At 41.9% G+C, this 22,878-nt stretch carries 20 protein-coding genes and 1 pseudogene; 9 read left to right on the top strand and 12 right to left on the bottom strand.

The window, feature by feature from the left end:
- Positions 1 to 39: 39 nt before the first annotated feature.
- Complete coding sequence (gene ileS / locus C7B70_RS03685; RefSeq protein WP_106367721.1) at positions 40 to 2,904, bottom strand: isoleucine--tRNA ligase; 2,865 nt, start codon at positions 2,902 to 2,904, stop codon at positions 40 to 42.
- A gap of 267 nt (positions 2,905 to 3,171) precedes the next feature.
- Between ileS and C7B70_RS03680 the strand changes: the two genes are divergently transcribed.
- Together C7B70_RS03680 and C7B70_RS03675 are read left to right on the top strand one after the other, a co-directional pair.
- A complete protein-coding gene (locus C7B70_RS03680) occupies positions 3,172 to 4,086 on the top strand; it encodes a Shedu anti-phage system protein SduA domain-containing protein (RefSeq protein ID WP_199192031.1) in 915 nt (304 codons plus the stop codon).
- Positions 4,086 to 4,283 (top strand): hypothetical protein, encoded by a 198-nt coding sequence (locus C7B70_RS03675; protein WP_106367719.1) that lies wholly within the window; start codon positions 4,086 to 4,088, stop codon positions 4,281 to 4,283. The genes C7B70_RS03680 and C7B70_RS03675 overlap by 1 nt, the downstream gene beginning before the upstream one ends.
- A 152-nt stretch (positions 4,284 to 4,435) precedes the next feature.
- On the opposite strand, the gene C7B70_RS03670 is transcribed toward C7B70_RS03675, so the two are convergent.
- From C7B70_RS03670 to nagA, 4 genes are all read right to left on the bottom strand, one after another.
- The gene (locus C7B70_RS03670) at positions 4,436 to 5,071 is read right to left on the bottom strand and encodes a type I restriction enzyme HsdR N-terminal domain-containing protein (protein WP_339376737.1); all 636 of its coding nucleotides are present in this window, start codon (positions 5,069 to 5,071) and stop codon (positions 4,436 to 4,438) included.
- Between the two features lie 171 nt (positions 5,072 to 5,242).
- Positions 5,243 to 5,878 carry a Vat family streptogramin A O-acetyltransferase gene (locus C7B70_RS03665; RefSeq protein ID WP_369831805.1) on the bottom strand — a complete coding sequence of 212 codons (636 nt, stop codon included), beginning with the start codon at positions 5,876 to 5,878 and terminating at the stop codon, positions 5,243 to 5,245.
- Positions 5,879 to 6,097: 219 nt separating this feature from the next.
- Positions 6,098 to 6,781, bottom strand: coding sequence for a magnesium protoporphyrin IX methyltransferase (gene bchM, locus C7B70_RS03660; protein WP_106367716.1), 684 nt, complete (start codon positions 6,779 to 6,781; stop codon positions 6,098 to 6,100).
- Positions 6,782 to 6,791: 10 nt separating this feature from the next.
- Positions 6,792 to 8,063, bottom strand: coding sequence for an N-acetylglucosamine-6-phosphate deacetylase (gene nagA / locus C7B70_RS03655; protein WP_106367715.1), 1,272 nt, complete (start codon positions 8,061 to 8,063; stop codon positions 6,792 to 6,794).
- 33 nt (positions 8,064 to 8,096) lie between these two features.
- Here nagA and purE point away from each other — a divergent pair, with 33 nt between their 5' ends.
- The gene (gene purE, locus C7B70_RS03650) at positions 8,097 to 8,618 is read left to right on the top strand and encodes a 5-(carboxyamino)imidazole ribonucleotide mutase (protein WP_106367714.1); all 522 of its coding nucleotides are present in this window, start codon (positions 8,097 to 8,099) and stop codon (positions 8,616 to 8,618) included.
- Here purE and C7B70_RS03645 read toward each other — a convergent pair.
- Both C7B70_RS03645 and C7B70_RS03640 read right to left on the bottom strand, forming a co-directional pair.
- Entirely contained in the window at positions 8,608 to 10,881 is a 2,274-nt protein-coding gene (locus C7B70_RS03645) for a DUF3769 domain-containing protein (protein ID WP_106367713.1), read from the bottom strand. The genes purE and C7B70_RS03645 overlap by 11 nt on opposite strands.
- A 107-nt stretch (positions 10,882 to 10,988) precedes the next feature.
- Positions 10,989 to 11,105: a photosystem II reaction center protein I gene (locus C7B70_RS03640; RefSeq protein WP_106367712.1), complete on the bottom strand. Its 117-nt coding sequence runs from the start codon at positions 11,103 to 11,105 to the stop codon at positions 10,989 to 10,991.
- A 233-nt stretch (positions 11,106 to 11,338) separates the two neighbouring features.
- Between C7B70_RS03640 and glgP the strand changes: the two genes are divergently transcribed.
- From glgP to C7B70_RS03630, 3 genes are all read left to right on the top strand, one after another.
- On the top strand, positions 11,339 to 13,924 hold the full coding sequence (gene glgP, locus C7B70_RS03635; protein ID WP_106367711.1) for an alpha-glucan family phosphorylase: 2,586 nt from the start codon (positions 11,339 to 11,341) through the stop codon (positions 13,922 to 13,924).
- Positions 13,925 to 13,952: 28 nt separating this feature from the next.
- Positions 13,953 to 14,084, top strand: a complete 132-nt coding sequence (locus C7B70_RS28235; RefSeq protein WP_255409305.1) for a hypothetical protein — start codon at positions 13,953 to 13,955, stop codon at positions 14,082 to 14,084.
- An 83-nt stretch (positions 14,085 to 14,167) separates the two neighbouring features.
- Complete coding sequence (locus tag C7B70_RS03630; RefSeq protein WP_106367710.1) at positions 14,168 to 14,998, top strand: TlyA family RNA methyltransferase; 831 nt, start codon at positions 14,168 to 14,170, stop codon at positions 14,996 to 14,998.
- Between the two features lie 11 nt (positions 14,999 to 15,009).
- Here C7B70_RS03630 and rlmD read toward each other — a convergent pair whose 3' ends face one another.
- Positions 15,010 to 16,413 (bottom strand): 23S rRNA (uracil(1939)-C(5))-methyltransferase RlmD, encoded by a 1,404-nt coding sequence (gene rlmD, locus C7B70_RS03625; RefSeq protein WP_106367709.1) that lies wholly within the window; start codon positions 16,411 to 16,413, stop codon positions 15,010 to 15,012.
- 74 nt (positions 16,414 to 16,487) lie between these two features.
- Between rlmD and C7B70_RS03620 the strand changes: the two genes are divergently transcribed.
- The gene (locus C7B70_RS03620; protein ID WP_106367708.1) at positions 16,488 to 16,973 is read left to right on the top strand and encodes an allophycocyanin subunit alpha-B; all 486 of its coding nucleotides are present in this window, start codon (positions 16,488 to 16,490) and stop codon (positions 16,971 to 16,973) included.
- Between the two features lie 136 nt (positions 16,974 to 17,109).
- Here the strand turns inward: C7B70_RS03620 and C7B70_RS03615 are convergent, their stop codons facing one another.
- Positions 17,110 to 18,186, bottom strand: coding sequence for a glycosyltransferase family 4 protein (locus tag C7B70_RS03615; RefSeq protein WP_106367707.1), 1,077 nt, complete (start codon positions 18,184 to 18,186; stop codon positions 17,110 to 17,112).
- A 7-nt stretch (positions 18,187 to 18,193) separates the two neighbouring features.
- Positions 18,194 to 19,231 (bottom strand): DMT family transporter, encoded by a 1,038-nt coding sequence (locus tag C7B70_RS03610; RefSeq protein WP_106367706.1) that lies wholly within the window; start codon positions 19,229 to 19,231, stop codon positions 18,194 to 18,196.
- A gap of 250 nt (positions 19,232 to 19,481) precedes the next feature.
- On the opposite strand from C7B70_RS03610, the gene C7B70_RS03605 reads away from it, so the two are divergent.
- Positions 19,482 to 20,153 (top strand): HAD family hydrolase, encoded by a 672-nt coding sequence (locus tag C7B70_RS03605; protein ID WP_106367705.1) that lies wholly within the window; start codon positions 19,482 to 19,484, stop codon positions 20,151 to 20,153.
- Between the two features lie 40 nt (positions 20,154 to 20,193).
- Here C7B70_RS03605 and C7B70_RS28665 read toward each other — a convergent pair.
- A pseudogene (locus C7B70_RS28665) lies at positions 20,194 to 20,473 on the bottom strand (IS1 family transposase); the annotation flags it as partial.
- Between the two features lie 301 nt (positions 20,474 to 20,774).
- Here C7B70_RS28665 and C7B70_RS03600 point away from each other — a divergent pair.
- Positions 20,775 to 21,344 carry an ester cyclase gene (locus tag C7B70_RS03600; RefSeq protein ID WP_106367704.1) on the top strand — a complete coding sequence of 190 codons (570 nt, stop codon included), beginning with the start codon at positions 20,775 to 20,777 and terminating at the stop codon, positions 21,342 to 21,344.
- 355 nt (positions 21,345 to 21,699) lie between these two features.
- Here the strand turns inward: C7B70_RS03600 and C7B70_RS03595 are convergent, their stop codons facing one another.
- Entirely contained in the window at positions 21,700 to 22,869 is a 1,170-nt protein-coding gene (locus C7B70_RS03595) for a PP2C family protein-serine/threonine phosphatase (RefSeq protein WP_106367703.1), read from the bottom strand.
- Between the last annotated feature and the right edge of the window lie 9 nt (positions 22,870 to 22,878).

The raw sequence follows: 22,878 nt of genomic DNA, 5'->3' as shown, positions 1-22,878 counted from the left end.
TGTTGCTTGTATGTAGCTTTTGACCTTTAATTTTTTGGGTTAAAACTCGTAAGCTAAGGCAGCAATACAGCGATCGCACAGCAAGGGATGTTCCGTAGACGTGCCTACATAGGTAGAATAATTCCAACAGCGATCGCATTTATGCCCATCGGCAGCAACTACGCCAATACCCAAACTATCAGATTGGAAGCTGTACTTGGCTTGCTGCAAAGCTTCAGGCGTTTCTAATAGTTCTACACCAGAGACGATAAACATATAACGCAGTTCATCTACTCTATTGGTTAGAGAATTAGAATCAAGGGCGTGTAACTGTTGGCGCAACTGGGGATCGGCAATATAAAGCAATACCTTTGCTTCTAACGCCGAACCGATTGCTTTTTGTACCCGCGCTTGCTCCAAAACCTTGTTAACTTCAGTGCGAATTGTTCTTAATTGCTGCCAAAATTCTAATAATTCTGGTTTATGCCATTTTTCCTCTAACTGTACCCAACCCGCTTCAAATACTGATTTATAGGGTGTGGGATAGGGGAGAAATTGCCAGATATCTTCGGCAGTGTGAGATAGTACAGGTGCGATCGCACGGGTTAAATTTTCCAATGCTACGTGCAACACTGTTTGACAACTGCGACGACGCAAAGTAGAAGCCGCACTAATATACAGCCGATCTTTGCCAATATCTAAGTAGAAGTTGGACAAATCGATCGTACAGAAATTTTGTACAGTTTGGAAAAAGCGGAAAAATTGAAAGCGATCAAAAGCTTGAGTTACATCGGTAAATACTTCAGTAATCCGGTGCAGCATATAGCGATCAAGTTCGGGCAATTGCTCGTAAGGTACAGCATCCTTGCTGGGATCAAAATCATGTAAATTGCCTAGTAAAAACCTCGCTGTATTGCGAATTTTACTCCTCACATCTCCCATTTGCTTGAGGATGTTTTTACTAATAGATACATCGGTTGCATAATCTACCGACGACACCCACAAGCGCAGTACATCCGCTCCGTAGGGTGGCTCCTCTTTTTGATTTTTGCCGCCCTCAATGACAACATTGGGATCGATCACATTACCCAAAGATTTGCTCATCTTGCTGCCTTTTTCGTCTAAAGTAAAGCCGTGAGTCAATACAGTTTTAAAAGGTGCAATACCGTTATTAGCGACGCTAGTTAATAAACTAGATTGAAACCAACCACGATGTTGATCGGAGCCTTCTAAGTAGATATCGGCAGGATAATGTAATTCTGGTCTTTGTTTGGCTACCGCCGCCCAAGAAGATCCAGAATCAAACCAAACATCCATCGTATCTGTACCTTTGCGGTAAGTTTTGCCACTATTTCGGTAGTTTTCGGGCAATAATTCATCTATTGGCATCTCCCACCACGCATCAGAACCTTTTTCTGCAAAGATTTTCTGCACGTAGGCGATCGTTTCTTCGTTCATCAACGGTTCGTTTGTTTCTTCGTCATAAAATACTGGGATTGGTACGCCCCAGCTACGTTGACGAGAAATACACCAATCTGCGCGATCGCTTACCATTGGGGTAATGCGATTTTCTCCTTGGGGTGGAATCCATTGTACAGATGCGATCGCCTTTAAAGCTTCTTCTCTAAACCCAGCTACAGAAGCAAACCATTGTTCTGTTGCTCTAAAAATAGTCGGTTTTTTTGTCCGCCAGTCGTAAGGATACTTGTGGGCGTAAGGTTCCATCTTTAGCAAAGCACCAGCATCAGTTAAAGCTTCAATAACGGCGGTATTTCCTTCACCCAATACATTCAAACCGACAAATTTTCCGGCTTCTTCTGTAAAATTGCCGTTTTCATCTACTGGCGCAAGGATAGGCAAGCCGTAGCGCTGACCAACGATATAATCTTCTTGTCCGTGACCTGGCGCAGTATGCACTAATCCTGTACCCGATTCTGTCGTCACGTATTCGCCACCGATTAAAATCGGACTTTCGCGGTCAAATAAAGGATGTCGATAAGTAGAATGTTCTAAATCCTTACCTTTAACCGTTGCTTTTACCGTTAACGGAGTTTCTAATTTAGCGGACAAAGTAGCAACCAATTCAGCAGCTACGATTAGATATTTGGATGTCGAACCAATCTCTACTACTACATAATCAAGCCGAGGGTTAACGCTAACAGCTAAGTTTGCGGGAATTGTCCAAGGGGTAGTTGTCCAGATAGCAACAGCTAAATTAGGTAAATAAGGTTCTAACGCAGACTTCGCCAACTCCGAGAGGTTAGTCATTGCAAAAGCTGCGTAGATACTTAAGGAAGTGTGACCTTCAGGATACTCAAGTTCGGCTTCAGCGAGGGCAGTTTTAGAGCTAGGACTCCAGTGTACGGGTTTAAAACCGCGATAAATATAGCCTTTCAATACCATCTGCCCAAAAACTTCAATCTGCGCCGCCTCGTAGTCTGGAGTCATAGTCAAATAAGGATGCTCCCAATCGCCCCAAATGCCGAAACGTTGGAAACCTTTGCTTTGTTCGCTGACAGCTTTTAAAGCAAAATCTCTAGCTTTGTGGCGCAAGTCTAGGGGAGTTAGGTTTAGGCGATCGCTTTGCTTCATATTTTGCAAAACTTTAAGTTCAATCGGCAAACCGTGACAATCCCAACCAGGGACATAACGAGCTTTGCGCCCCTTAAGTAACTGGTAGCGGTTGATGATATCCTTGAGGATTTTATTTAAAGCGTGACCGATATGTAACGCACCATTGGCGTAGGGTGGCCCATCGTGAAGCACAAATATTTCGCCAGGATTAGTTTGCGACAGGCGATCGTAAATTTGATTGTCTGCCCAAAACTTTTGAATTTCTGGTTCGCGCTTGGTAGCGTTTGCGCGCATATCAAATTTTGTTTGAGGCAGATTAACAGTATCTTTGTAACGACCTTGTTCTGTCACGAGTGAAATCCCGAAATAGTATTTAAACTATTATCAATCACAAACACCTATAGCTTCAAGTGCGATCGCACTTGCTAGAGCTAGAGACGTTGAAGTGGGCGAGCGCGCTTTGACACTTAGAGTTAACTTATTTAACTGCGGTACTACTTTTAATAGTTCTCTGTAGCATGGTTAATTTTGCTTCTCTTCACAAGACCAAATTGTATTAATACATTTGTACTGCTATAATGCAGTGCATCACTTGAACTCAAGATTGTGAGGCACATCGTGTTTGCTAACGCTAATAAAGGTGATTTTCCTCCTAAAGAATATAGAGTTGACCCTCACGATATGACGGGAGATGATATTGAAAAACTTATTACACTGATTCGCAAAAATGCTAGTGAAACTGAAATTGACTTGTTTCTAAGAAATAGGCTTCCCTTACTATCATTAACTTCTAGTTTTTTCAGCACAGGTCATCATGGAAGTTGGATTATTCCACAAGCCGAGATTAAGCCGGGCGGTTTTGCTAATGGTTCAGGGCTAAAACCAGATTATTTATTTGCTGGCGATAACTCAGATGGGGTAACGTGGTGGGTTGTAGATTTAAAATCACCCAAAGATACTTTATACAAGGAAAATGGTGATGGTCGGATTGTAGAAACGGACAAATTGCGCAATGCAATTAGTCAGGTGGATGATTACATTACATACTGCACAAAACACCAAGGCTTTCTTAGAGGCACTTTGGAATTAACATCATTCTCCTCTCCGTACGGAGTTATAATTATGGGGAGAGAAGCAGAATTACAAAAAGATCCAAGAAAAAAAGATCGAAAAGCACAGTTTAATAGAAGGACTCACACTATTCAAATAAGAACCTTCGACGCATTTATTCGAGAAGTTGAGTTCCATTCAAAATGTTCTTACAAATTGCCTTTTCTAACAAGGCTTTATAAGTCTCTTTTCGTTATTGATGAACTCACTCACCATGACAGGTGGTTTATAGATGAGGATAGGCAAATACCAACATCAGCACAGCTTCATGGATTGTATCGTATAAGCTGTCAAATAACGTACATGATGGTTCAACCTATTCATTTAATTTGCATCAATAATCAAACTCAAAATTTGTATATTTTGGCAGGGAAGAGTGAGGATATTGAATTTCAAATTACTCCAACTGGTGAGGTGCTTTGATGAATCAAGTGAATTATGCAGCTATGTCAGACCAGGAATTAAGACAGTATTTTCTTAAACATCCACAAGATTCGGCTGCCCTTCAAGCTTATTTGGAACGCCGTTGGAAAAGACCAGTTCAAGTTATTACAACAGTAGACGATCCTGACTTTGATATCAAAATCCAAGCAGCTATATGTAAAAAGATAAGTAAATAACAAAGTTAATGCGATAGCCTAATAAGTCGCTACATCAGAACAGAGTATAAGCTGTCCATTCTATTAAGTTACAAATATGACAATTATTCTTCTGTAAGTGCAGTTGCCTTGATAGAGTAAGGTGAGAATGTATCAGTAGTGATATGCGATCGCTAACCATTTACAGCGACCACCTCTTTTCCCAACCGTTTCAACACCTGCAACACTATATAAAGTTCATTTTTTGGATTTACCAGCGAAAACAGCCTAGAGTTGGCATATTCCGCCGCAGGTTGGCGCGTACTTTTCAAAAATAAAAACTCATTCCCGTTCGTAATCATACCAAAAGTTGGTTGCGCCGTCTCTAGATTGCCCAACATATAAGCAAGAGCTTGAGGAATTGCCCGCGTTACTGCAAAATCACTCCGCTTTGACTCAATTACTAACAACCACAGACGATTTTTCAACACCAGTACGTCAATACGCCCCCGAATGACTATTCCCTCATCCTCCATTTCTACATCTACGCTAGTTTCTGTCTCAATCCGAAATGGCTTGTAATAAAAGTCAGCTAAATCTAGTAACGGAGCAAGCACTACCATCTTGACGCTGTTTTCCAGCATTGGTGGATCTTCCATCAATTCCCCAAAATTAGCTTTAACTCTATCTAACAAACGTTGCTCCTCTTGGCTCAAATTTGCGTAAGCTTCCAGCCATTCGGGAAAAAAGTTTGGATCTTGAGCCTGTTGTAACCCAAATATCTGTTTGAGTTCGCGCAGTGTAATTTTAGTGGCTGGGATCGTTTGCACTATCTTGGTTTTCCTATTTACAATACTGCGCTTAGTATTTCTCTAATTGCGTCTACGAGCGATCGCCGTCACTGATAATCTGCCTAAAATTGCTCTTTCTCATCTTGCTATAGGCTTTAATCTTTTGATAATTTAACCAGTCGGCTCTAACAGAATTGTTTTGCTGCACTTCTACTTACAATCAATTAAAGCTTCAATATCTGCCGATACGATCTTCTCCAAATTGCGTGTAATCTTTTCACTCTCCCAATTCCACCAAGCTATCTCAAGTAAAGATTGGATAGTTTTATCACTAAATCGCTGACGAATACATTTGGCTGGGTTGCCCCCAAAAATTGTATAGGGTGGGATATCACTGACTACTACGGATTTTGCGGCAATGATCGCTCCATCTCCTACCTGCACCCCTGGCATAATTACTGTCTCATAGCCAATCCACACATCGTTACCAATTACTGTGTTGCCTTTAGATGGTAGTTCTTTAGGTTGAGGATCAATTTTTTCCCAACCATTGCTGAAAATCCCAAACGGATATGTTGAAAACCCATCTAACTTGTGATTTGCACCATTCATGATGAACTTTACGCCTCTAGCCAAAGCACAAAATTTTCCGATAATTAGGCGATCGCCGATAAAGGGAAAGTGGTATAGAACGTTACGCTCAAAGTCTTCCGAGTTTTCTGGATCGTCGTAATAGGTATAATCTCCAATAATGATATTGGGATTCGATACAGTGTTTTGAATGAAGCAGATTTGTGGAAATCCCTTCATCGGATGCTTATCTTTAGGATCGGCTCCGTACAAAATAGTCTCCAGCTTCTAAAAATGCTTAATCTTCAGGAAACAGTGAGAACGATAAGTTGGTAGCAATGTCCGAACGACTTGGTTATAGAGTTCTTACGCGGTAGTAATCGGTGTTAGAAAAATTCTCTCAACCCTTATCTAGCAAGCGTAACATTTCCATAACAAAGCTTTCAGCAAATTGTTAGTAGTACAAAAATATATACATTTTGCACTACTTCAACTTTATTTACGTGTAGCTTCTAAAATGCGGGAAAAGTAAAAGCTAGTCTTAGTCATTGCTTGTCTTTGGACTGCAAAACCGTTAGTTTCCAGAATTTTTATAATATCTGCTTCGCGGTGTAAGTAGGCGCGAGTTGCTTTGCTTGCACCAGGGAAAAAACTACCAATCTTTTTTAGCAAGCTCAAAACCACAGTTTTAGGAGCAAAACTCAGAATTAACCTCGATTGTGCCATAGAAGCGAGGTGAGAAATCATTTTATCTGCCTCGTTTTGAGGATAATGAATTAAAACATCTAAGCAAGTTACTGTGTGATAGTTGCCGCTAAGGGCTTCTAAGTCAAGGGCGGCAAACTTAAGCTTACTTGTACTCCCTAACTGAGCTTCGGCTCTTTCGGTTGCTTCAGCAACCATTTTCTCAGAGATATCGCTGCCATAAACTGTTGCTCCAGCCTCAGCTAGAGGGATGCTCAAGCTGCCTACACCGCATCCCGCATCGCAGATAGTCAATTGGGTTAAATCGTCGGTTTTGAGCCAATCTAGGACGGTATTTACTGTTTGCTGGTGTCCGGTACGAATGTCTAACTGTACTTTGTTAACTTCGCCGTCGCCGTAAATTCGCAAGAAGCGATCGAATCCGGTGGAGTTAAAATATTCTTTAACAATGGTTTTATCGTCGGTTGGATTCATGAATTTAGTTTTATACTTTCTCAGGGTTTAACTTAGCATCTATCTGGGGTGGCGCAGAGGCAAAAGAATCTGTTAGTCTTGCCCAGGTTAGGTTTTTAGTTGCTGAGTCGAAATGCCAACGGATTAGTTGACTAGCGATCGCGTTTTCAATGCTACTAGAGATATTAATTGCTTGTCTTGGTGAATTGGTGGCGAGGGCGATCGCACTTTCTACTTCACATATACCCCATTTAACTAAATTTTGAACCCCAGTAAATAGGGGTAAAGTTGTTCCAGATAAGGTATTGTCAGGTAGTCTAGCTGTACCATTGGTTACAGTTATTTGCCTTGTATCCCAAGGATAAATGCCATCAGGTAATCCTAGTGGTGCTAAAGCATCGCTAACTAGAAATAGTCCTTGTTCATAATTGCTTGCTTGAAGTAACACTTGAATCATAGTCGGACAAATGTGTTGTCCATCGGCAATTAAACCGCATTTTACAATTGGATTTATTAAAGCTGCTCCGAGTAATCCGGGTTCTCGATGATGTAATGAGGGCATAGCATTGAAGGCATGAGTTACCATTGATGCCCCTAATTCAAAAGCTCGTTCTGCTTGGGCTGCGGTAGCTTGGGAGTGACCTAAGCTAACTGTAATACCGATGTCTTTTAAGTAAGGGATTGCTTGCTTCGTAGTGTCTATTTCCGGCGCTAAGGTAACGATCTTAACGATGTGGCTATGTTCTCCCAAAATGTGCTTTAAGTTGTCAATAGTCAGTGGTAATAAGTATTCTACTGGGTGTGCGCCGCGTTTTTCGGGGTTTAAAAAGGGCCCTTCTAAATGCACTCCGAGAATTTGGGCTGTTGATTGAGTAGGTTTTTGACTATCGATAAAGTTAGCAAGGATAGCAAGAACTCGTTTAATATTTTCAACGGAAGTTGTGACTAAAGTAGGGACAAAACTATTTATTCCTTGTTGCCAAAGAAATTGACAAATTTTTGACAATAATTCGCTATCTTGGGCTTGGAGGTCTGTAAATGCTAATCCTAGCGCTCCATTAATCTGTAAATCTACTCCACCCAAGGAAATGCAATCGCCACATACATCTAATACTTGCCTCTCTACTAACAGTTTTTTTTTAGCTTTTGGTAGTCTTTGTGTAGCTTTTGATTCTCCTGCAAGTTCATGCATATACAAAATTTGAGAAACTTTGCCTTGAGGATCGACCCTAATTGCCCGTGAACTTTCATAGCCAGGTACACGAGCATTGATAATATCTAAGTTGGCGATCGCACTATTCATTAATTTAGTCCCATATCAGCAATATTTTATTTTATGACTCAACCACTAATCGGCATTATTATGGGTAGCGATTCAGATTTACAGGTTATGTCCGATGCGATCGCAATTTGCCATGAATTTAATGTATCCACGGAAGTTGCGATCGTTTCTGCTCATCGTACCCCCGCAAAAATGGTAGAGTATGCAACTGAAGCTCACAAACGGGGAATCAAAGTTATTATCGCCGGGGCTGGCGGTGCGGCGCATTTGCCTGGTATGGTAGCGGCTTTGACTCCTTTGCCTGTAATTGGCGTTCCTGTACCTAGCAAGTATTTGCAGGGGATTGATTCTTTATACTCTATTGTCCAAATGCCTGCGGGTATTCCTGTGGCTACGGTAGCTATAGGTAATGCTAAAAATGCTGGTTTATTGGCAATTCAAATTCTGGCAACTTCAAGCCCAGAGTTATTACAAAAAGTGCTTGAGTATCGCCAAACTCTAGCGCAATCTGTGTACGACAAACAGGCACAACTAGCAGAAATCGGCTATCAAAAGTATTTAGCTCTTAATCATTAGTTTGGCGCACGCCATTTAATACGGGCTTTACCTCAGAATCGGAAAATAAACTGCTTCCACCATTCCAGTTAAAATCGCTGATGCGTAAGTTTAAAGAACCTAAAGCCAATACTGGGTTGTAACGAAAAGCAACGCCATAGGTGCGGCGGCTGTATTCTAAAATGTAGTCGGTGCTAATATTTTCTCCGGTATCTACGTTGAGAGAAGCTTGGATACCAAGGCGAAAAGGGCCATAGACTTGCTGAACAAGACCAAGTTCGAGAACTTTATTATCTACCGCGCGATCAAATAAAAATGGCGATAGTCCCCCCCGAATATCTTGAGAAAAACTAACGTTAAAGCCCGTATAGTCGAAAAATTCTCTAGAAAAATGCCCAAACTGTCCTTGAACGCCAATTGTTCCAGTAATGGTATTTTGACTATCTCCACTACTGTAGAGACTGCTAACTCCCTTCAATCCAGTAAACAAGCTGACATAAGGCACTACTGGGGCGGGGGTGTATCTCAATCCTTCAGTGGGAGTAGCTGCTAAAGAAGTTCCTTCCCAAATAGCAAAACCACGATTGAGAGCGATGCTTGCTTGCAGACGACTTAAAGAAATGCGATCGCTTTCTCGTTGTACTTCTAACAAATCAGCGCGATCGCTTTCAGCATTAATCAACTGAGCGCCTGCTTGATAGCTTAAAGCAATACCTGTAGTTCCTAAAGCACTGACTGGCGAAGTTACAACACCGCCTAGGCTGCTTTGCACGGTTTGATAGCCCAAACTACCATTAAATAAGCGATCGCGGTAGCTGTATTCTACGGTCAATTGATGGGGCGCTTCAACGCTACCTATAGTTTGGTTAAGGCGCAAACTTGCCCGGAAATTGTCTTCTAGTTGGCTCAAATCCAGGCTAGTAATAGAGGCTCTACCTCTAACTTGAGTGCGTTCTCCTAGATTTGCTTGCAATTTTGACCTTAAGCCATACAAATCGGGATCAAGGACGTTTCCGCCGCTTTCTAGCAGTGCTTCTTGAGCAAAAAACTGTGGAGTTAAAGTTAGTTGTACTTGTTCGTTACTAATGGGGCTAAAGTTGCGCTCGATAAATACTCCACCCCGCTCATTATCGTCTAAGCCAATTTGAAATAATCCTGGGGTAACTTCTCTTTCGGTGCGATCAATTACGGTTTCATTTCTAGGAATGGGGATTGATAGCCCTTGGTCGAATACTAAACGCTGGCGAGTAGTAACAATGCGATCGCGCTGGGGTGTTTCCCTGGTTAAGGTGACTGTATCGGCTTTTAATTCTAGTTCTGGTGGCGTAAAAGGATCGTTTGTAATTGTGACATCTTGGGCTTGCCAACCTTGGGGGTAAAACTGTACTTGCTGGGCTTTAAAGCTCAAGCGGCGAACTTCACCACCTTGTTGGGGTAAAGCAACGTTGTTTATATCATTGCCTGCACCGACATTAATTCCAATTCCCCCACTCGTTGTTACATTTTGTCTGGGTTGATTGGCAGTAATGCGATCGCTTGGTGGATTTGCGCTTACTCCTCCAGCACTGACATCGGTTGCCAAATTCAGCGAAAGGTCTTGGCTGGCGCTAGGAATAAAAATCTCTCCACTAGCATTAAGTAACTCTCCAGTATTTTGCACAAAATTGTAGGTAAATCTCTCACCTCGCAAGACTTGTTCGCCTCGCGTTACGGCTACATCTCCTTGTCCTACAGCGATCCGGTTAGATAAATTAACTTGTAAACTATCTGCGTCTATCACCCCGCCATTTAGTCTTACTACTACATTCCCTTCGGCTGTAACAATTTGTCTTTGCTGATCGTACTCTTGGCGATCAGCATTTAATTCGACAATTCGGCTACTTACTGGAGCAACATTACTCGGTTGGGTTGTGTTAGGCGCGGTTTCTACAGGTATCTCTATACTTTGGGCTGGTGGAGTAGATGGCGTTTCTATATTGGGTGTGGATTGCGTTTTGGGGGGTGTATTTTGAACTTCCTCAGAGATTGGAGGTGCTACAGACTCTACTTGAGCCGCCCTTATCGCTTCTCTAGGGCGATCGCTGACTAAATCTGGGGTAGCTAGTAGTTCTGCCTTTTTAGCTGCTTGTAAGGGAGCAGGTAGAGGTGAATCAGGGGTATTTAAAGTTACTACTGGACTAAGATGAGGGTTTTGTTCGGAAATTAATGGCTTGAAGTCAATCGAGGGATTACTTTCTACTTGAACTATAGGAGGCGGTGTAGGTAATGGTATTGGGTAGGGCATATTCCTTCAAAACATTAGTAACGAATTATCAGCCCGAAAGCATGAATTTAACCACACTGGCAACCGCCTCTTAAAGTTAATTGTTAATAATAGACGCAACGTCAAGCTTATTCAGAATCACGACGGCTAGGATTACGCGAAGGATCGTTTGACAAAAAGCCAAAGAAGAACATCGCTACAAATATACCAACCACAATATACACAGCTATTTTGAGAGTGACCACAGAATTTATCTCCGCAATAAAAATAGTAAGCAGATAGCTTCTTTATAATACCGAAAGATTAGACGATTTTTCGGCAAGGCGATCGCATGAGAGTTAATTATTAGATAATAAAGCGCTATAAAAAACTACCCGAATAAATCTTTTTTGCCCAAAAAAGTATCAACCGTTGCCAATTCAAGGTAGAACCAGGTAAACAATAGCCATAACCACCTCTTTTAAATTCTTATCAACTCATGCAGCCAATTCGGACATTTAATGTTTCTCCTTCTTTGCCATCTCGCCTAGAAAGCTTGCGCCCGTTAGCTTACAATTTACATTGGGATTGGAACGCCGAGAGCAAAGATTTATTTCGCCGCTTAGATCCCGACCTATGGGAAGTCAGCCACCACAATCCGGTTTATATGCTGGGCAATATTAGCCAAGTACGTTTGCAGGAAGTTGTAGAAGACGAAGGCTTTTTAGCCCAAATGGATAGAGCCGCCCGTCAGTTAGAAGACTATTTGCAAGAGCGTAGCTGGTACGATAAACATCGGGCGCAGGAAACAGCAAATAAAACAGATAAATATTCCCAAGAATGTTTTGCGTATTTTTCCGCAGAATTTGGTTTAGTTGATTGCTTACCGATTTATTCGGGCGGTTTAGGGGTTTTAGCGGGAGATCATCTAAAATCGGCTAGTGATTTAGGCTTACCTCTAGTAGGAGTCGGCTTACTCTACCAGCAAGGATACTTTGCTCAGTATCTCAACGCCGATGGTTGGCAGCAAGAGCGCTACCTCAGCAATGATTTTTACAATATGCCCTTGCATTTAGAGCGTAACGCCGATGGTTCGGAGTTACGCATTGAGGTAGATTATCCAGGGCGCACCGTTTACGCTAGAGTTTGGCGGGTGCAGGTGGGTACTGTACCTTTGTACCTAATGGATACAAATATTGAACCAAATAACCCCTACGATCATGACATCACCGATCAATTGTACGGTGGCGACATTGATATGCGTATCCACCAGGAAATTATGCTAGGAGTTGGTGGGGTACGAATGCTCAAAGCTTTAGGCTTGCGCGTTACAGCCTATCACATGAACGAGGGACACGCTGCTTTTTCGGGTTTAGAACGGACGAGAATGTTGATGCAAGAAGAAGGCTTGAAGTACGAGCAAGCAAGTCAATTAGTTGCCTCAAGTAATATCTTTACAACACATACGCCTGTACCTGCGGGAATTGACTTATTTGCACCAGATAAAACTTTGTATTATTTGGGGCGTTATGCGGAAGTATTTGGCTTATCTAAAGATCAATTTTTGGGTTTAGGGCGGGAAAATACTGGGGATCTTACTTCGCCTTTTAGTATGGCAGTGTTAGCCCTAAAAACCTCGACCTTTGCTAATGGTGTTGCTCAATTGCACGGAGTGGTATCGCGGGGAATGTTTAAAGCTTTATGGCAGAATTTGCCCGTCCAAGAAGTTCCAATTACAGCAATTACTAATGGGGTTCACGCCCGTAGTTGTGTTGCTAGTGCGACTCAAACTCTGTACGATCGCTACCTTGGCCCAAATTGGTCTTCAGCCCCGGTGAATAGCCCATTGTGGGAACGCATAAATACAATTCCCGATGAGGAGTTATGGCGCAATCACGAACGTTGCCGTTTAGATATGGTTGTGTTTGTCCGCGAACATTTAGTAAACCATTTACGCGATCGCGGGGCAAGTGCGGCGGAAATTACCCAAGCCCAAGAAGTGTTAGATCCTTCGGTATTAACGATTGGTTTTGCCCGTCGTTTTGCTACTTACAAACGCGCTACATTGTGGATGCGGGATTTGGAAAGATGCAAGCGGATTTTGGCGGGAAATAAAGACCGTCGGGTGCAATTTGTAATTTCTGGGAAGGCTCACCCTAAAGACATTCCGGGGAAAGAGTTAATCCGCGAGATTAATCACTTTATCCGCGAGCAGGGGTTGTCGAAGCAAGTGGTATTCGTGCCTAATTACGATATCCATGTAGCACGATTATTGGTTGCTGGGTGCGATATTTGGCTCAATACTCCTCGTCGTCCCCGCGAAGCTTCTGGTACTAGCGGCATGAAAGCATCAATGAATGGTTTGCCAAACTTGAGTGTTTTAGATGGCTGGTGGGATGAAGCTGATTATGTCCGCACGGGTTGGGCGATTGGACACGGGGAAAATTACGAAGACCCGATGTATCAAGATGAAATAGAGGCAAATGCTTTGTACGATTTAATTGAGCAAGATGTCGTGCCTTTGTTTTACAACCGCGATAGTGATAGTTTACCGCGCCCTTGGATAGCAAAGATGAAAGACGCAATTCGGCTCAATTGTCCGTTTTTTAATACTGAGCGGATGGTGAGCGAGTATGCAATGAGGGCTTATTTCCCAGCAAGCGATCGCTATCATAGTTTAAGTGTTGATCACTACGCGCCAGCCCATGAATTAGCAAAGTGGAAAGCAAATTTATCTGATCATTGGTATAACATCAAAATCGCTAGTATCGATATTTCTGATACGGCGGATGTGAAAGTAGACCAAACTATTACGGTGAAAGCAAAAATCGATCTTGCAACTTTAACTCCTAATGATATTCAAGTTCAACTCTATCAGGGTGCTATTGATGCTAATGGTGAGATTGTTGATGGCATTCCGGTAGTTATGGCGTGTCAAGAGCAAGATTCTAATGGTAGTAGTGTTTATACCGCAGAGCTTGTTTATACTCACTCTGGTTTACAGGGTTTGTCTTTGCGCGTGTTGCCGCAGCACGAATACTTGTCTAGTCCTTACGAACCTCGATTGATTCTTTGGGCTTCTTAAATATAGCTTCTCTAGGAAAAACCAGGAATTGGGGGGTCTGCCCCCCAAACCCAACGGCAACAAAGCGGGAAGCAAAGCTACACCGCTTTTTGCCTCCCCATCAGGGGACGAGTTGCCTCCCCCAAACCCCCTGCAAAATGTCTGTCAATATATCCGCTAGATCCTTCTCAGATTTGCATTGCGAAAATTTTAACCAAGCTCGTTTAAATAAAATATTAATATCTTCATTCTTAATAAAATTCCTTGTTTAAACAACGATTAGACACTCTATTGGTAGAGCTTGACTTATGCTCCTCTCGTACTTTAGCTCAAAGGTTAATCCAAGCTGGCGAAGTTAGAGTAAACGGGCAAATTGTCGATAAAGTAGGCACAGAAGTTGACTCAAAAGCCCAAATTCAAGTTAAAGCAAAGTTGCCTTACGTCTCTAGAGGTGGCGAAAAACTTGCTAAGGCTTTGTCTGTCTTTGCGATCGCTGTTACAGATAGAATTTGTCTCGATGGTGGCATCTCTACAGGCGGCTTTACTGACTGCTTGCTACAAAATGGCGCAAAAAAAGTTTATGGCGTTGATGTTGGCTACGGACAAGTAGACTGGGGCTTGCGTAACGATGATCGCGTAGTTTTGTCTGAACGTACCAATTTGCGCTATCTCAAGCCTCAAGAATTGTATCAGGGTGCGGAAATAGCTGATTTGACAGTGGTAGATGTATCATTTATTTCTTTAACTAAGGTTATGCCTGCTTTGTGGCAATTGCTCATACCGCCACGAGAGGCGGTATTGCTAGTTAAGCCACAATTTGAGGTTGGCAAGTCCCGCGTGGGTAAAAAAGGCGTTGTCCGCGACCCCAAAGACCAAGCAGAGGCTATTTTTCATGTCCTACAAGCTGCTTTAGAAACTGGCTGGCAATATCGCGGTTTAACTTGGTCGCCTCTGCAAGGACCCGCCGGAAATATTGAGTATCTTTTGTGGCTGGGAATGTCTAGCCAAACTCCCCCAATAGACCAAATAGCAATTACTAAACTAGCAACAATGGCTCATCAAGATTTGACAAGTAGCGATCGCCCAGAGTTTTGATCGCAATCGATCTAACTTCCAGCATATTCTAAAAATGCCGCACACTCTACGTGAGAAGTTTGAGGAAAGAAATCGGCGGGTTGGACTCTAACTAATTTGTAGTTGCCTTCAAGGCAAAGTAATTTTAAATCCCGTGCTAGGGTTGCAGGTTTGCAGCTAATATAAACGATTTTTTGGGGCTTAGTTGCAATTAAAGCATCGATTACGGTGCGATCGCATCCTTGGCGGGGTGGGTCAAGCAATACAATATCTGGCTTAACTGTCAATGCTGGGAGCGCCTTTTCTACTGAACCTAATTGAAAGCTGGCATTTTCAATGTTATTTCGCCAAGCATTAAATCTAGCTTGTTCTACGGCGGCGGCTTGTACTTCAAGACCAATTACTTGTTTAACTTGAGCCGCTAGGGGCAAACTTAACGTCCCAATGCCACAATAAGCATCCACTAACACCTCTTGTCCTTGTAAATTAGTTTGCAGCCTAATTACCTCTAACAACGCCTCTGCCGCCTCTGTATTCACCTGAAAAAATGTAGTTGGCAACATCTGAAACTCTAAGCCAGCAAATTGTTCTACTAAATAGGCTTCCCCAGCAATACAGCGAGTTTTTTCACCAAAAATAGTATTAGTAACTTTGGCGTTGAGGTTAAGAGATACTCCGACTAATTTTGGGTAGCGGTTTAACCATTCTTGCGCTTGGGCTTCAAGTTCTTGTAAAGTCCAATCTGTAACAACCAATGTCAGCAACATTTCTCCGGTACGGCGACCAATTCTTAACCCCAAATGCCTTAATCTACCTTGATGGCGGGTTTCGTTGTATATCGACCAACCGCGATTGTAAATATCTTGCTTGATGTCCTTGAGTAACGGATTTAAGCGCTCATCTTGCACGGGACATTGATTGAGATTAATCAGTTGATGAGTACCTTTTTGATAATATCCTGCCTGTACTTGCCCTTCGGCGGATCTATTCAAGGGATATGTAACTTTATTGCGGTAGCCTAAAGCTGACGGTGCTGCTAAAACTGGATCTACAGGTGGATTTGTAAAGCCCCCAATTCTTTCTAAAGCTTGCACAACTTGATTAAATTTGGCTTGTAGCTGATACTCGTAAGCTACGCTCTGCCACTGACAACCACCGCATTTATCAGCAACAATGCAGCTAGGTCGCCTACGGTGGGGCGATCGCTCTAAGATTTCGTATAGTTTACCGTAGCCGTATTTGGGTTTTACTCGAATCAAACGCGCTAAAATGCGATCGCCTGGTACGGTATCCGGGACAAATACAACCCGCTCCTCAAAACGCCCTACTCCGTCCCCTGTATCGCTTAAGTCGTCGATAACGATTTCAACTAAGCTACCCTGCTGCCATTGCTGGGAGGGATTTTCTGTCTCTGTAGATAATTGATTTAAAGACATAGTGTAAATTTCTCTTTATTTGTGTACATAGACTTAGTTAAACTACTAAGTGATAATTAGCGATCGCAATCATCATGAGTGTAGTTAGTCAACTAATTTTGCAAGCCGACGACGATCTTCGCTACCCCAGCACTGGCGAACTCAATACCATTAAAGAGTTTTTGGAAACTGGAGAACAGCGCATGAGAATCGCTGCAACTCTAGCCGAGAACGAAAAAAAGATTGTCACTGAATCTAGCAAGCAGCTTTGGCAAAAACGCCCCGACTTTATCTCACCGGGCGGTAATGCTTACGGCGAACGTCAACGAGCTTTATGTCTGCGCGATTATGGCTGGTATTTGCGCCTAATTACTTACGGCGTACTTGCTGGCGATAAAGAACCGATTGAAAAAATTGGTTTAATTGGCGTGCGCGAAATGTACAATTCTTTGGGCGTTCCCGTTCCAGGAATGGTTGAATCTATCCGTTGCTTAAAAACGGCGGCTCTTAACTTAATGAGCGCCGAAGATGCGGCAGAAGCAGCACCTTACTTTGACTATATCATTCAGTCAATGTCCTAAATACGTGTTAAAAAGCTTTTGTCAACATAAAATGCTTACTCTGCTAAATTTTAGCGGTGTTACTCTAACATTCTAAACTTTTAACTTTGTTCCTCACTGGTGGCGGCAACTTTAGCTTTTTGTTAAATCTCCGCTCTCAGTGAGGAAATTTTAGGATGAATCTAAACCAATTTTCAAAGCGATCGCCCAAAGCCTCTAAAGAATAGTCTGTTTCCGCACTCTGGCGGCAGTTAGAGCGGTCAATTTCGGGTAAACGAGCGATCGCACTCACTAAACCTTTTACGCTATCTGGTTCCACCAGAAACCCCGTCTTACCATCAATTACAATTTCTGCTGGGCCGCCGCGACGATAAGCAATTACTGGCACTCCACAAGCTAAAGCCTCAATTGCCACATTCCCAAAAGCTTCTATCCAACGCGGTGTCATAAGTAAGGCTTTGCACGAGCGTAATTGCTGCTGCATATCGGTAGTAGACAAAAAACCTAAGTATTCTATCGGTGCATTGGGGTAAGATTGACAAATTTTTTGCCAGTAGTCTTCGTCTTGGATTTTACCCATAATTTTCAGGGGAATATTAGCAATTTGCGCCGCTTCTACCGCATCCTCTAAGGCTTTTTCGGGGGCAATTCTCCCTAACCAAGCTAAATAATTATCGGGATTAGGGCAAAACTCGTATAAAGATAAATCTACACCGCTACTCAAACAAGTACATTGCGAATTGAGCGCAAAAGTTGCCGCTTGAGAAGGAGTATAAAAACCAATCGTACCGGGATTTGTTGCTACTTGGGTGACAATTTCATCCATCGCTACCGATAGCGAACCCATACTAACAAAATGAGCGATCACTTTACTAAAAAATGGCGTTAGGTAAAAAGGCAGCCAATCGTAGGCAAAATTAACAATTAAATCGTACTCCCCTTGTACTTGGCGCGCGTACTCCCACATATTCGCCAGTACACCATTATCAGGCATCATAATCGGCGTATTTCGTTCTTGAATTTGGGCGATAATCTGCACATTGCCAGGAATTTCTATTATGGGTAACTGGGCAAGTTTTGAACCAATCGGCGCAAGGATTTGTAAGCTATGTCCGCGCCGTAGCATTTCTTGAGCGATATTGTATAAACTTAACTCCACTCCACCACCTACACCCGTACCTAAAGCACCGACAGGAGTAGAGACAAATAATAATTTGAGAGCATTATTAGGCAAAATAACTTTAAAGTAAGGTTTCTGGTTCTTTTAAACTGACGATTGCCTGCTTCAATTGGCTTTCTGTCTGAGATTGGCTAGTAATTTCTGCTAAAGAAGTATTAGCGGCGGCTAGTTTCTCTCTTTGATTTACCAAGTAAATGCTGACTAAAGTTAAGCCAACTCCCGCCCACTGCAAAGGACTAAGAAATTCTCCCAAAAAAAGATTACCAAAAAACAAGGCAAATATCGGAGTCAAAAAGGTTAAAGAACTAAGACTTGTCAAACTACCGCTAGAAGCAAAGTAAAAAAATAATCCGTAAGCTACCGCGCTACCGAATATCGTTGCATATCCTAGCGCCATCCACCCAGCTAAATCGATATTTACCCATTGCTGAGATTCAACGCCACTAGACAGCGCCAACAATGGTAAACCGCCCAAAATCATGTGCCAGCCTGTAGCAACTACCGGATCTGTGTAACGGCATACATAACGGATTAATATCGTCCCTACAGCCATTGACAGCGCTGCTAACAGCATCAACCATTCACCACTAGCAAATAATTGTTCCCAGCTACCTGCAAGAGTAATTGCATCTTTTTGGAGAAAATTTAAAATCAATTGGTCAGGTAAGCCAATTAAACTAATCCCCAGTACCCCAATAACTAAGCCTATAAAGCCCCATAACCCAATGCGATCGCCAAATAGCCAAAGCGCCAGTATTGCAACTGCCAAGGGCTGAGAATCAATCATTACCGATCCTAACCCCGCCCCTGTTTTGTTTAACCCTTCTGCTAAAAAGCCTTGAAACATCGTCCCATCTACCAAGGCAAATAAAGCAATCCATAGCCACGCTACCCAACCTTTAGGCTGAGGTTTGCCCAAAATTGCCGCAACTATCAAAACCAATACCCCCGCCGGAACTAAACGCACTCCTGCCATAAATAACGGCGTAGTATTGGGTATTACTGCTTTCATTGCTACCATTGCCGTACCCCAGAAGAAAAAGGGCGAAATTAGTAATAAATTAGCAAGCCATTTTGAATCAGTAAGTTTTAGCTGCATGGAGTCGCTGGGGGCGTTTTATTTTATTTTACTCAAATATGTATTTTTGTTAAGGTAGCGGCTAATTATCTGGCTTTTTTGCATTACTGCTAGAAAGATGCGATCGCCTACTTTTAAACTTAGCTAATCTCCTCGTCAAGAGAATTATTTGTGAAAAGCTTTTACTCACCCTGTTTCTGAAGATGGATGTAATAGCTTTACGACTTTGTTTACTTGGAAAAGTTGATTGAGAAAACGGCGGAGATTAAATATGGCGATTCAAGGCGTGCTATTAGATATTGATGGGACTTTAGTATTAAGTAATGATGCTCATGCCCAAGCTTGGGTAGAGGCTTTTGCAGAATACGGATACGAAATAAAGTTTGCAGATGTCCGTCCCTTAATTGGCATGGGAGGCGATCAACTTATCCCGCGAATCCTACCGGAACTTTCAGCAAAAGAGGGAGTGGGTAAAAAAGCCGCCGACCGACGTAAGGAGTTAATTATTGAGAAGTTTAGTGCAAAATTAGCGCCTGCTCCGGGGTCGCGGGAGTTGGTGCAACGACTCAAGCAAGAAGGCTTTAAGTTAGTAGTTGCAAGTTCCGCCAGCAGTGAAGAATTGTCGAGCTTACTAAAAGCGGCGGAGGTGGAAGATTTGCTAAGTGAAGAACCGAAAACAACTTCTAGCGATGCTGAAGCCACTAAGCCTGAGCCAGACTTGGTGCAAGTGGCATTAAGCAAGGGGCAACTGCAACCAGAGCAAGCGATTATGCTAGGGGATACACCTTACGATATTCAAGCTGCTTCTAAAGCAGGTGTGGGCGTAATTGCGTTTCGCTGTGGCGATTTTGATGACACGCAACTTGCTGATGCACTGGCAATTTACGACGACCCCGCAGACTTGCTAGACCACTACGACTTGTCTCCACTTGCAAAGCATTAAATAGCTCAAAAAATCGGCGTTGCATATTTAATAGGGAGGGTCAACAGGAAACAGGCACGGTCTTGAACTTCAAATAATGAAGGAGTAAGCGAATGGAATAGCCTAACATCTCTTTAGACGCGCGAGTAACAAAACGTTCTGCGATGTAATCGTGCCAGGTAATGCCGTAAACGACTATTCTCACCAACAAACTTGTGTCGTCGCTAATTTGCTCACCTGATGATCTAATTATCAATAAAATATTTGTAAACTGGATAGCCGTCAGTGATGTAAAGAAAGCATTTCCAGCAACGTAAAACTAACCATAACTGCCAGAAGGTAGTGCCACCTTAGCGTAGCCCAAAACCCAGGCGCTTGGTTCCTTTAGAGTGTCCGTTGACCGCAGCTTTGGCAATGATAGTTTTGTTCGCCGAGCGGGATAACCATTTTTAATAATGTGACTTGAGTTGCATTTTAAACATTCATTCTCTTAATTATGCAACGCCTTAATTACTAATACTTATTGCAAAGGTGAGATGCTCCCGATTTACTTTTTGTCTTCCTTGGCATTATGTAAAATTTTGTTTAGTTTGAACAACCGCGTGGAAATAACATAATACACTTCCTACGTAATTAAAAAAAATGTATCAAATGCTAGTAAATAAATTTTCAAGACGCAATACACTAAGTTGGATTGGAGCAAGTGGGTTAGGTACAGCTTTCCTTATTGGCACTCAAACAAAAGCTAAAGCTGACGATGACGATAACAATAAATATAACAAGCCAGAAATTGTTAACGCATGGCTTAATGCTTTTTATTTTGATAAAGATCCAGCTACTTTTGCTGCACTTTATACTAAAGACGGCATTTTTGAAGATGTTCCTACCGGATTCAAAATTCAATCACCAAGTAATATTAAGTGCTTTGTTCAAGGTACTTTAAAGCTTTTTACTAACTTCGATATTAAAATACTATACACTTTTACTAATAAGAGTAAGGCAGTAGTTGAATACTTATTCACTGCAACAAATACTGGTCTTACTCCAGTACCTTCTACCCTTGGCAAGTCTTTTACAGTCCGTGCAGTAACGGTTTTGGACTTAAAGGGGAATAAGATTGAGCGCAGTGCTGATTACTATGACAATGCGGCAATTCTAGGGCAGTTAGGTTTAATTCCGCCTCTCCCAGCCCCTCAACCGCCTTCATGTTAATAGCTTAATAGCTCGAAAGGAGAGGACACCTGTTTACGTTACTGTTTAGCATACCTCTATTGTAGAACATTGGGTTATCCTAAGTCTTGAGATATATTAACTTGTTCAATTTAGTTGTTAATTTATTAACTCAAGATTGGTGATATGCTTGTCCCTCATTGTCTTTAATCATCTATCTCTCAAGTGGGCAACGCTAAAAATTCACTAAGTAATCCTAAATCTATTGCTCAAACTGGCAAAGTTAGTAATTAAACAATTTTTGCCAGGTTTAAGTTTGCGATCCCATAATATACTTTTGCTAGATTTGAGCTAATTTTGGGGTTGGTCGTTCCCCAGTTGTAAAGAAGTTTAAAAATTACCAATTAATAGAATTAGGTTTATTTGTATAACCAGCAAACATGATTTCTAAAATAGATAAATCGTCATCGAAAATAGTTTTTGAATTTAATGTTAGTAAATCGTTTAATATTTCATCAAGATTGACATTTTTATTGCTGTATCGTTCTTGAAGGAGATTTACAAAAGCGTCAAAATCCCAATGTCTACCGCTTGCTGAATTAATCTCATACACTCCATCGCTAAATATATAAAGGCTGCTAAATTCTTCAATTTGACAAAATCCATTTGTATATTTAGAATCGGGAAACATCCCAACAGGTACGCCCGTAGTTTCGAGTAATTTTATTTGACTATTATTTTGAGCATCTTTAGATAGTAATACTGCGGGAGGATGTCCGGCGCTGGCATAAATTAGTTGCCGATTGACACGGTTATAAACTCCGTACCAAATTGTGAAATATTTATTATTGTGATAGTTCATTTGAAAAGTATCATTAAGCGCACTTAAAACCTGATTTGGTTGATAGTAATTAAGGCGCGCGATCGCACGAGAACGAAGTATATTTAATACAGAGATAGAAGGCAAAGTAGCCCCTAATCCATGACCCGCCGTATCTAATAAATAAATAGCCAAATAATCAGCATCTAACCAGTAATAATCAAAACAATCGCCACCTAGTTTTTTGCAAGGTATAAAGCGCGAATTGATAGTTAGAGGCTGAAACATAGGAGTAGGTAAAAGACTTCGTACATAGTCCACAGCTTCGCCTAACTCTGTCTCTAAAAGCTGTTTTTGGTTTCGCAAGTCGCGGCTCATTTGATGCCACCTTAAACCCGCTCTTACCCTCGCTTTTAATTCATTTTGCTCAATGGGTTTAGCAATAAAATCATCCGCCCCAGAGTCTAAACCTTTAACTACATCTGCGACCGAATCTAAAGAAGTTAAGACAATAAAAAAGGTAGTAGATAAATTAGGATTAGCTTTCACTTGACGGCAAACTTCTATACCGTCCATTCCTGGCATTAGCCAATCGCAAATTATTAACGCTGGTTGTAATTGTTGTGCCTTTTCTAACCCGGCTACTCCCTCGGTCGCCGTAGCTATTTGATAACCTTGATTTTCTAAGATTTTTCTTAGTGTCAACTGTACTATTGGATCGTCATCAATAATTAAAATTGTATACATGAATAATTA

Source organism: Chlorogloea sp. CCALA 695 (assembly GCF_003003885.1).
GTDB lineage: Bacteria > Cyanobacteriota > Cyanobacteriia > Cyanobacteriales > Chroococcidiopsidaceae > Aliterella.
The sequence above is the reverse complement of the archived record's forward strand: the minus strand, read 5'-3'. Positions and strand labels throughout refer to the sequence as shown.

What these genes read in the sequence shown, in the direction of transcription:
- C7B70_RS03620 (WP_106367708.1), top strand. Translation starts at nt 16,488, where the DNA reads ATGAGTGTAGTTAGTCAACTAATTTTGCAAGCCGACGACGATCTTCGC.
- glgP (WP_106367711.1), top strand. Translation starts at nt 11,339, where the DNA reads ATGCAGCCAATTCGGACATTTAATGTTTCTCCTTCTTTGCCATCTCGC.
- rlmD (WP_106367709.1), bottom strand. Translation starts at nt 16,413, where the DNA reads ATGTCTTTAAATCAATTATCTACAGAGACAGAAAATCCCTCCCAGCAA.
- C7B70_RS03595 (WP_106367703.1), bottom strand. Translation starts at nt 22,869, where the DNA reads ATGTATACAATTTTAATTATTGATGACGATCCAATAGTACAGTTGACA.
- C7B70_RS03600 (WP_106367704.1), top strand. Translation starts at nt 20,775, where the DNA reads ATGTATCAAATGCTAGTAAATAAATTTTCAAGACGCAATACACTAAGT.
- C7B70_RS03645 (WP_106367713.1), bottom strand. Translation starts at nt 10,881, where the DNA reads ATGCCCTACCCAATACCATTACCTACACCGCCTCCTATAGTTCAAGTA.
- bchM (WP_106367716.1), bottom strand. Translation starts at nt 6,781, where the DNA reads ATGAATCCAACCGACGATAAAACCATTGTTAAAGAATATTTTAACTCC.
- C7B70_RS03605 (WP_106367705.1), top strand. Translation starts at nt 19,482, where the DNA reads ATGGCGATTCAAGGCGTGCTATTAGATATTGATGGGACTTTAGTATTA.
- C7B70_RS03610 (WP_106367706.1), bottom strand. Translation starts at nt 19,231, where the DNA reads ATGCAGCTAAAACTTACTGATTCAAAATGGCTTGCTAATTTATTACTA.
- purE (WP_106367714.1), top strand. Translation starts at nt 8,097, where the DNA reads ATGACTCAACCACTAATCGGCATTATTATGGGTAGCGATTCAGATTTA.
- nagA (WP_106367715.1), bottom strand. Translation starts at nt 8,063, where the DNA reads ATGAATAGTGCGATCGCCAACTTAGATATTATCAATGCTCGTGTACCT.
- C7B70_RS03675 (WP_106367719.1), top strand. Translation starts at nt 4,086, where the DNA reads ATGAATCAAGTGAATTATGCAGCTATGTCAGACCAGGAATTAAGACAG.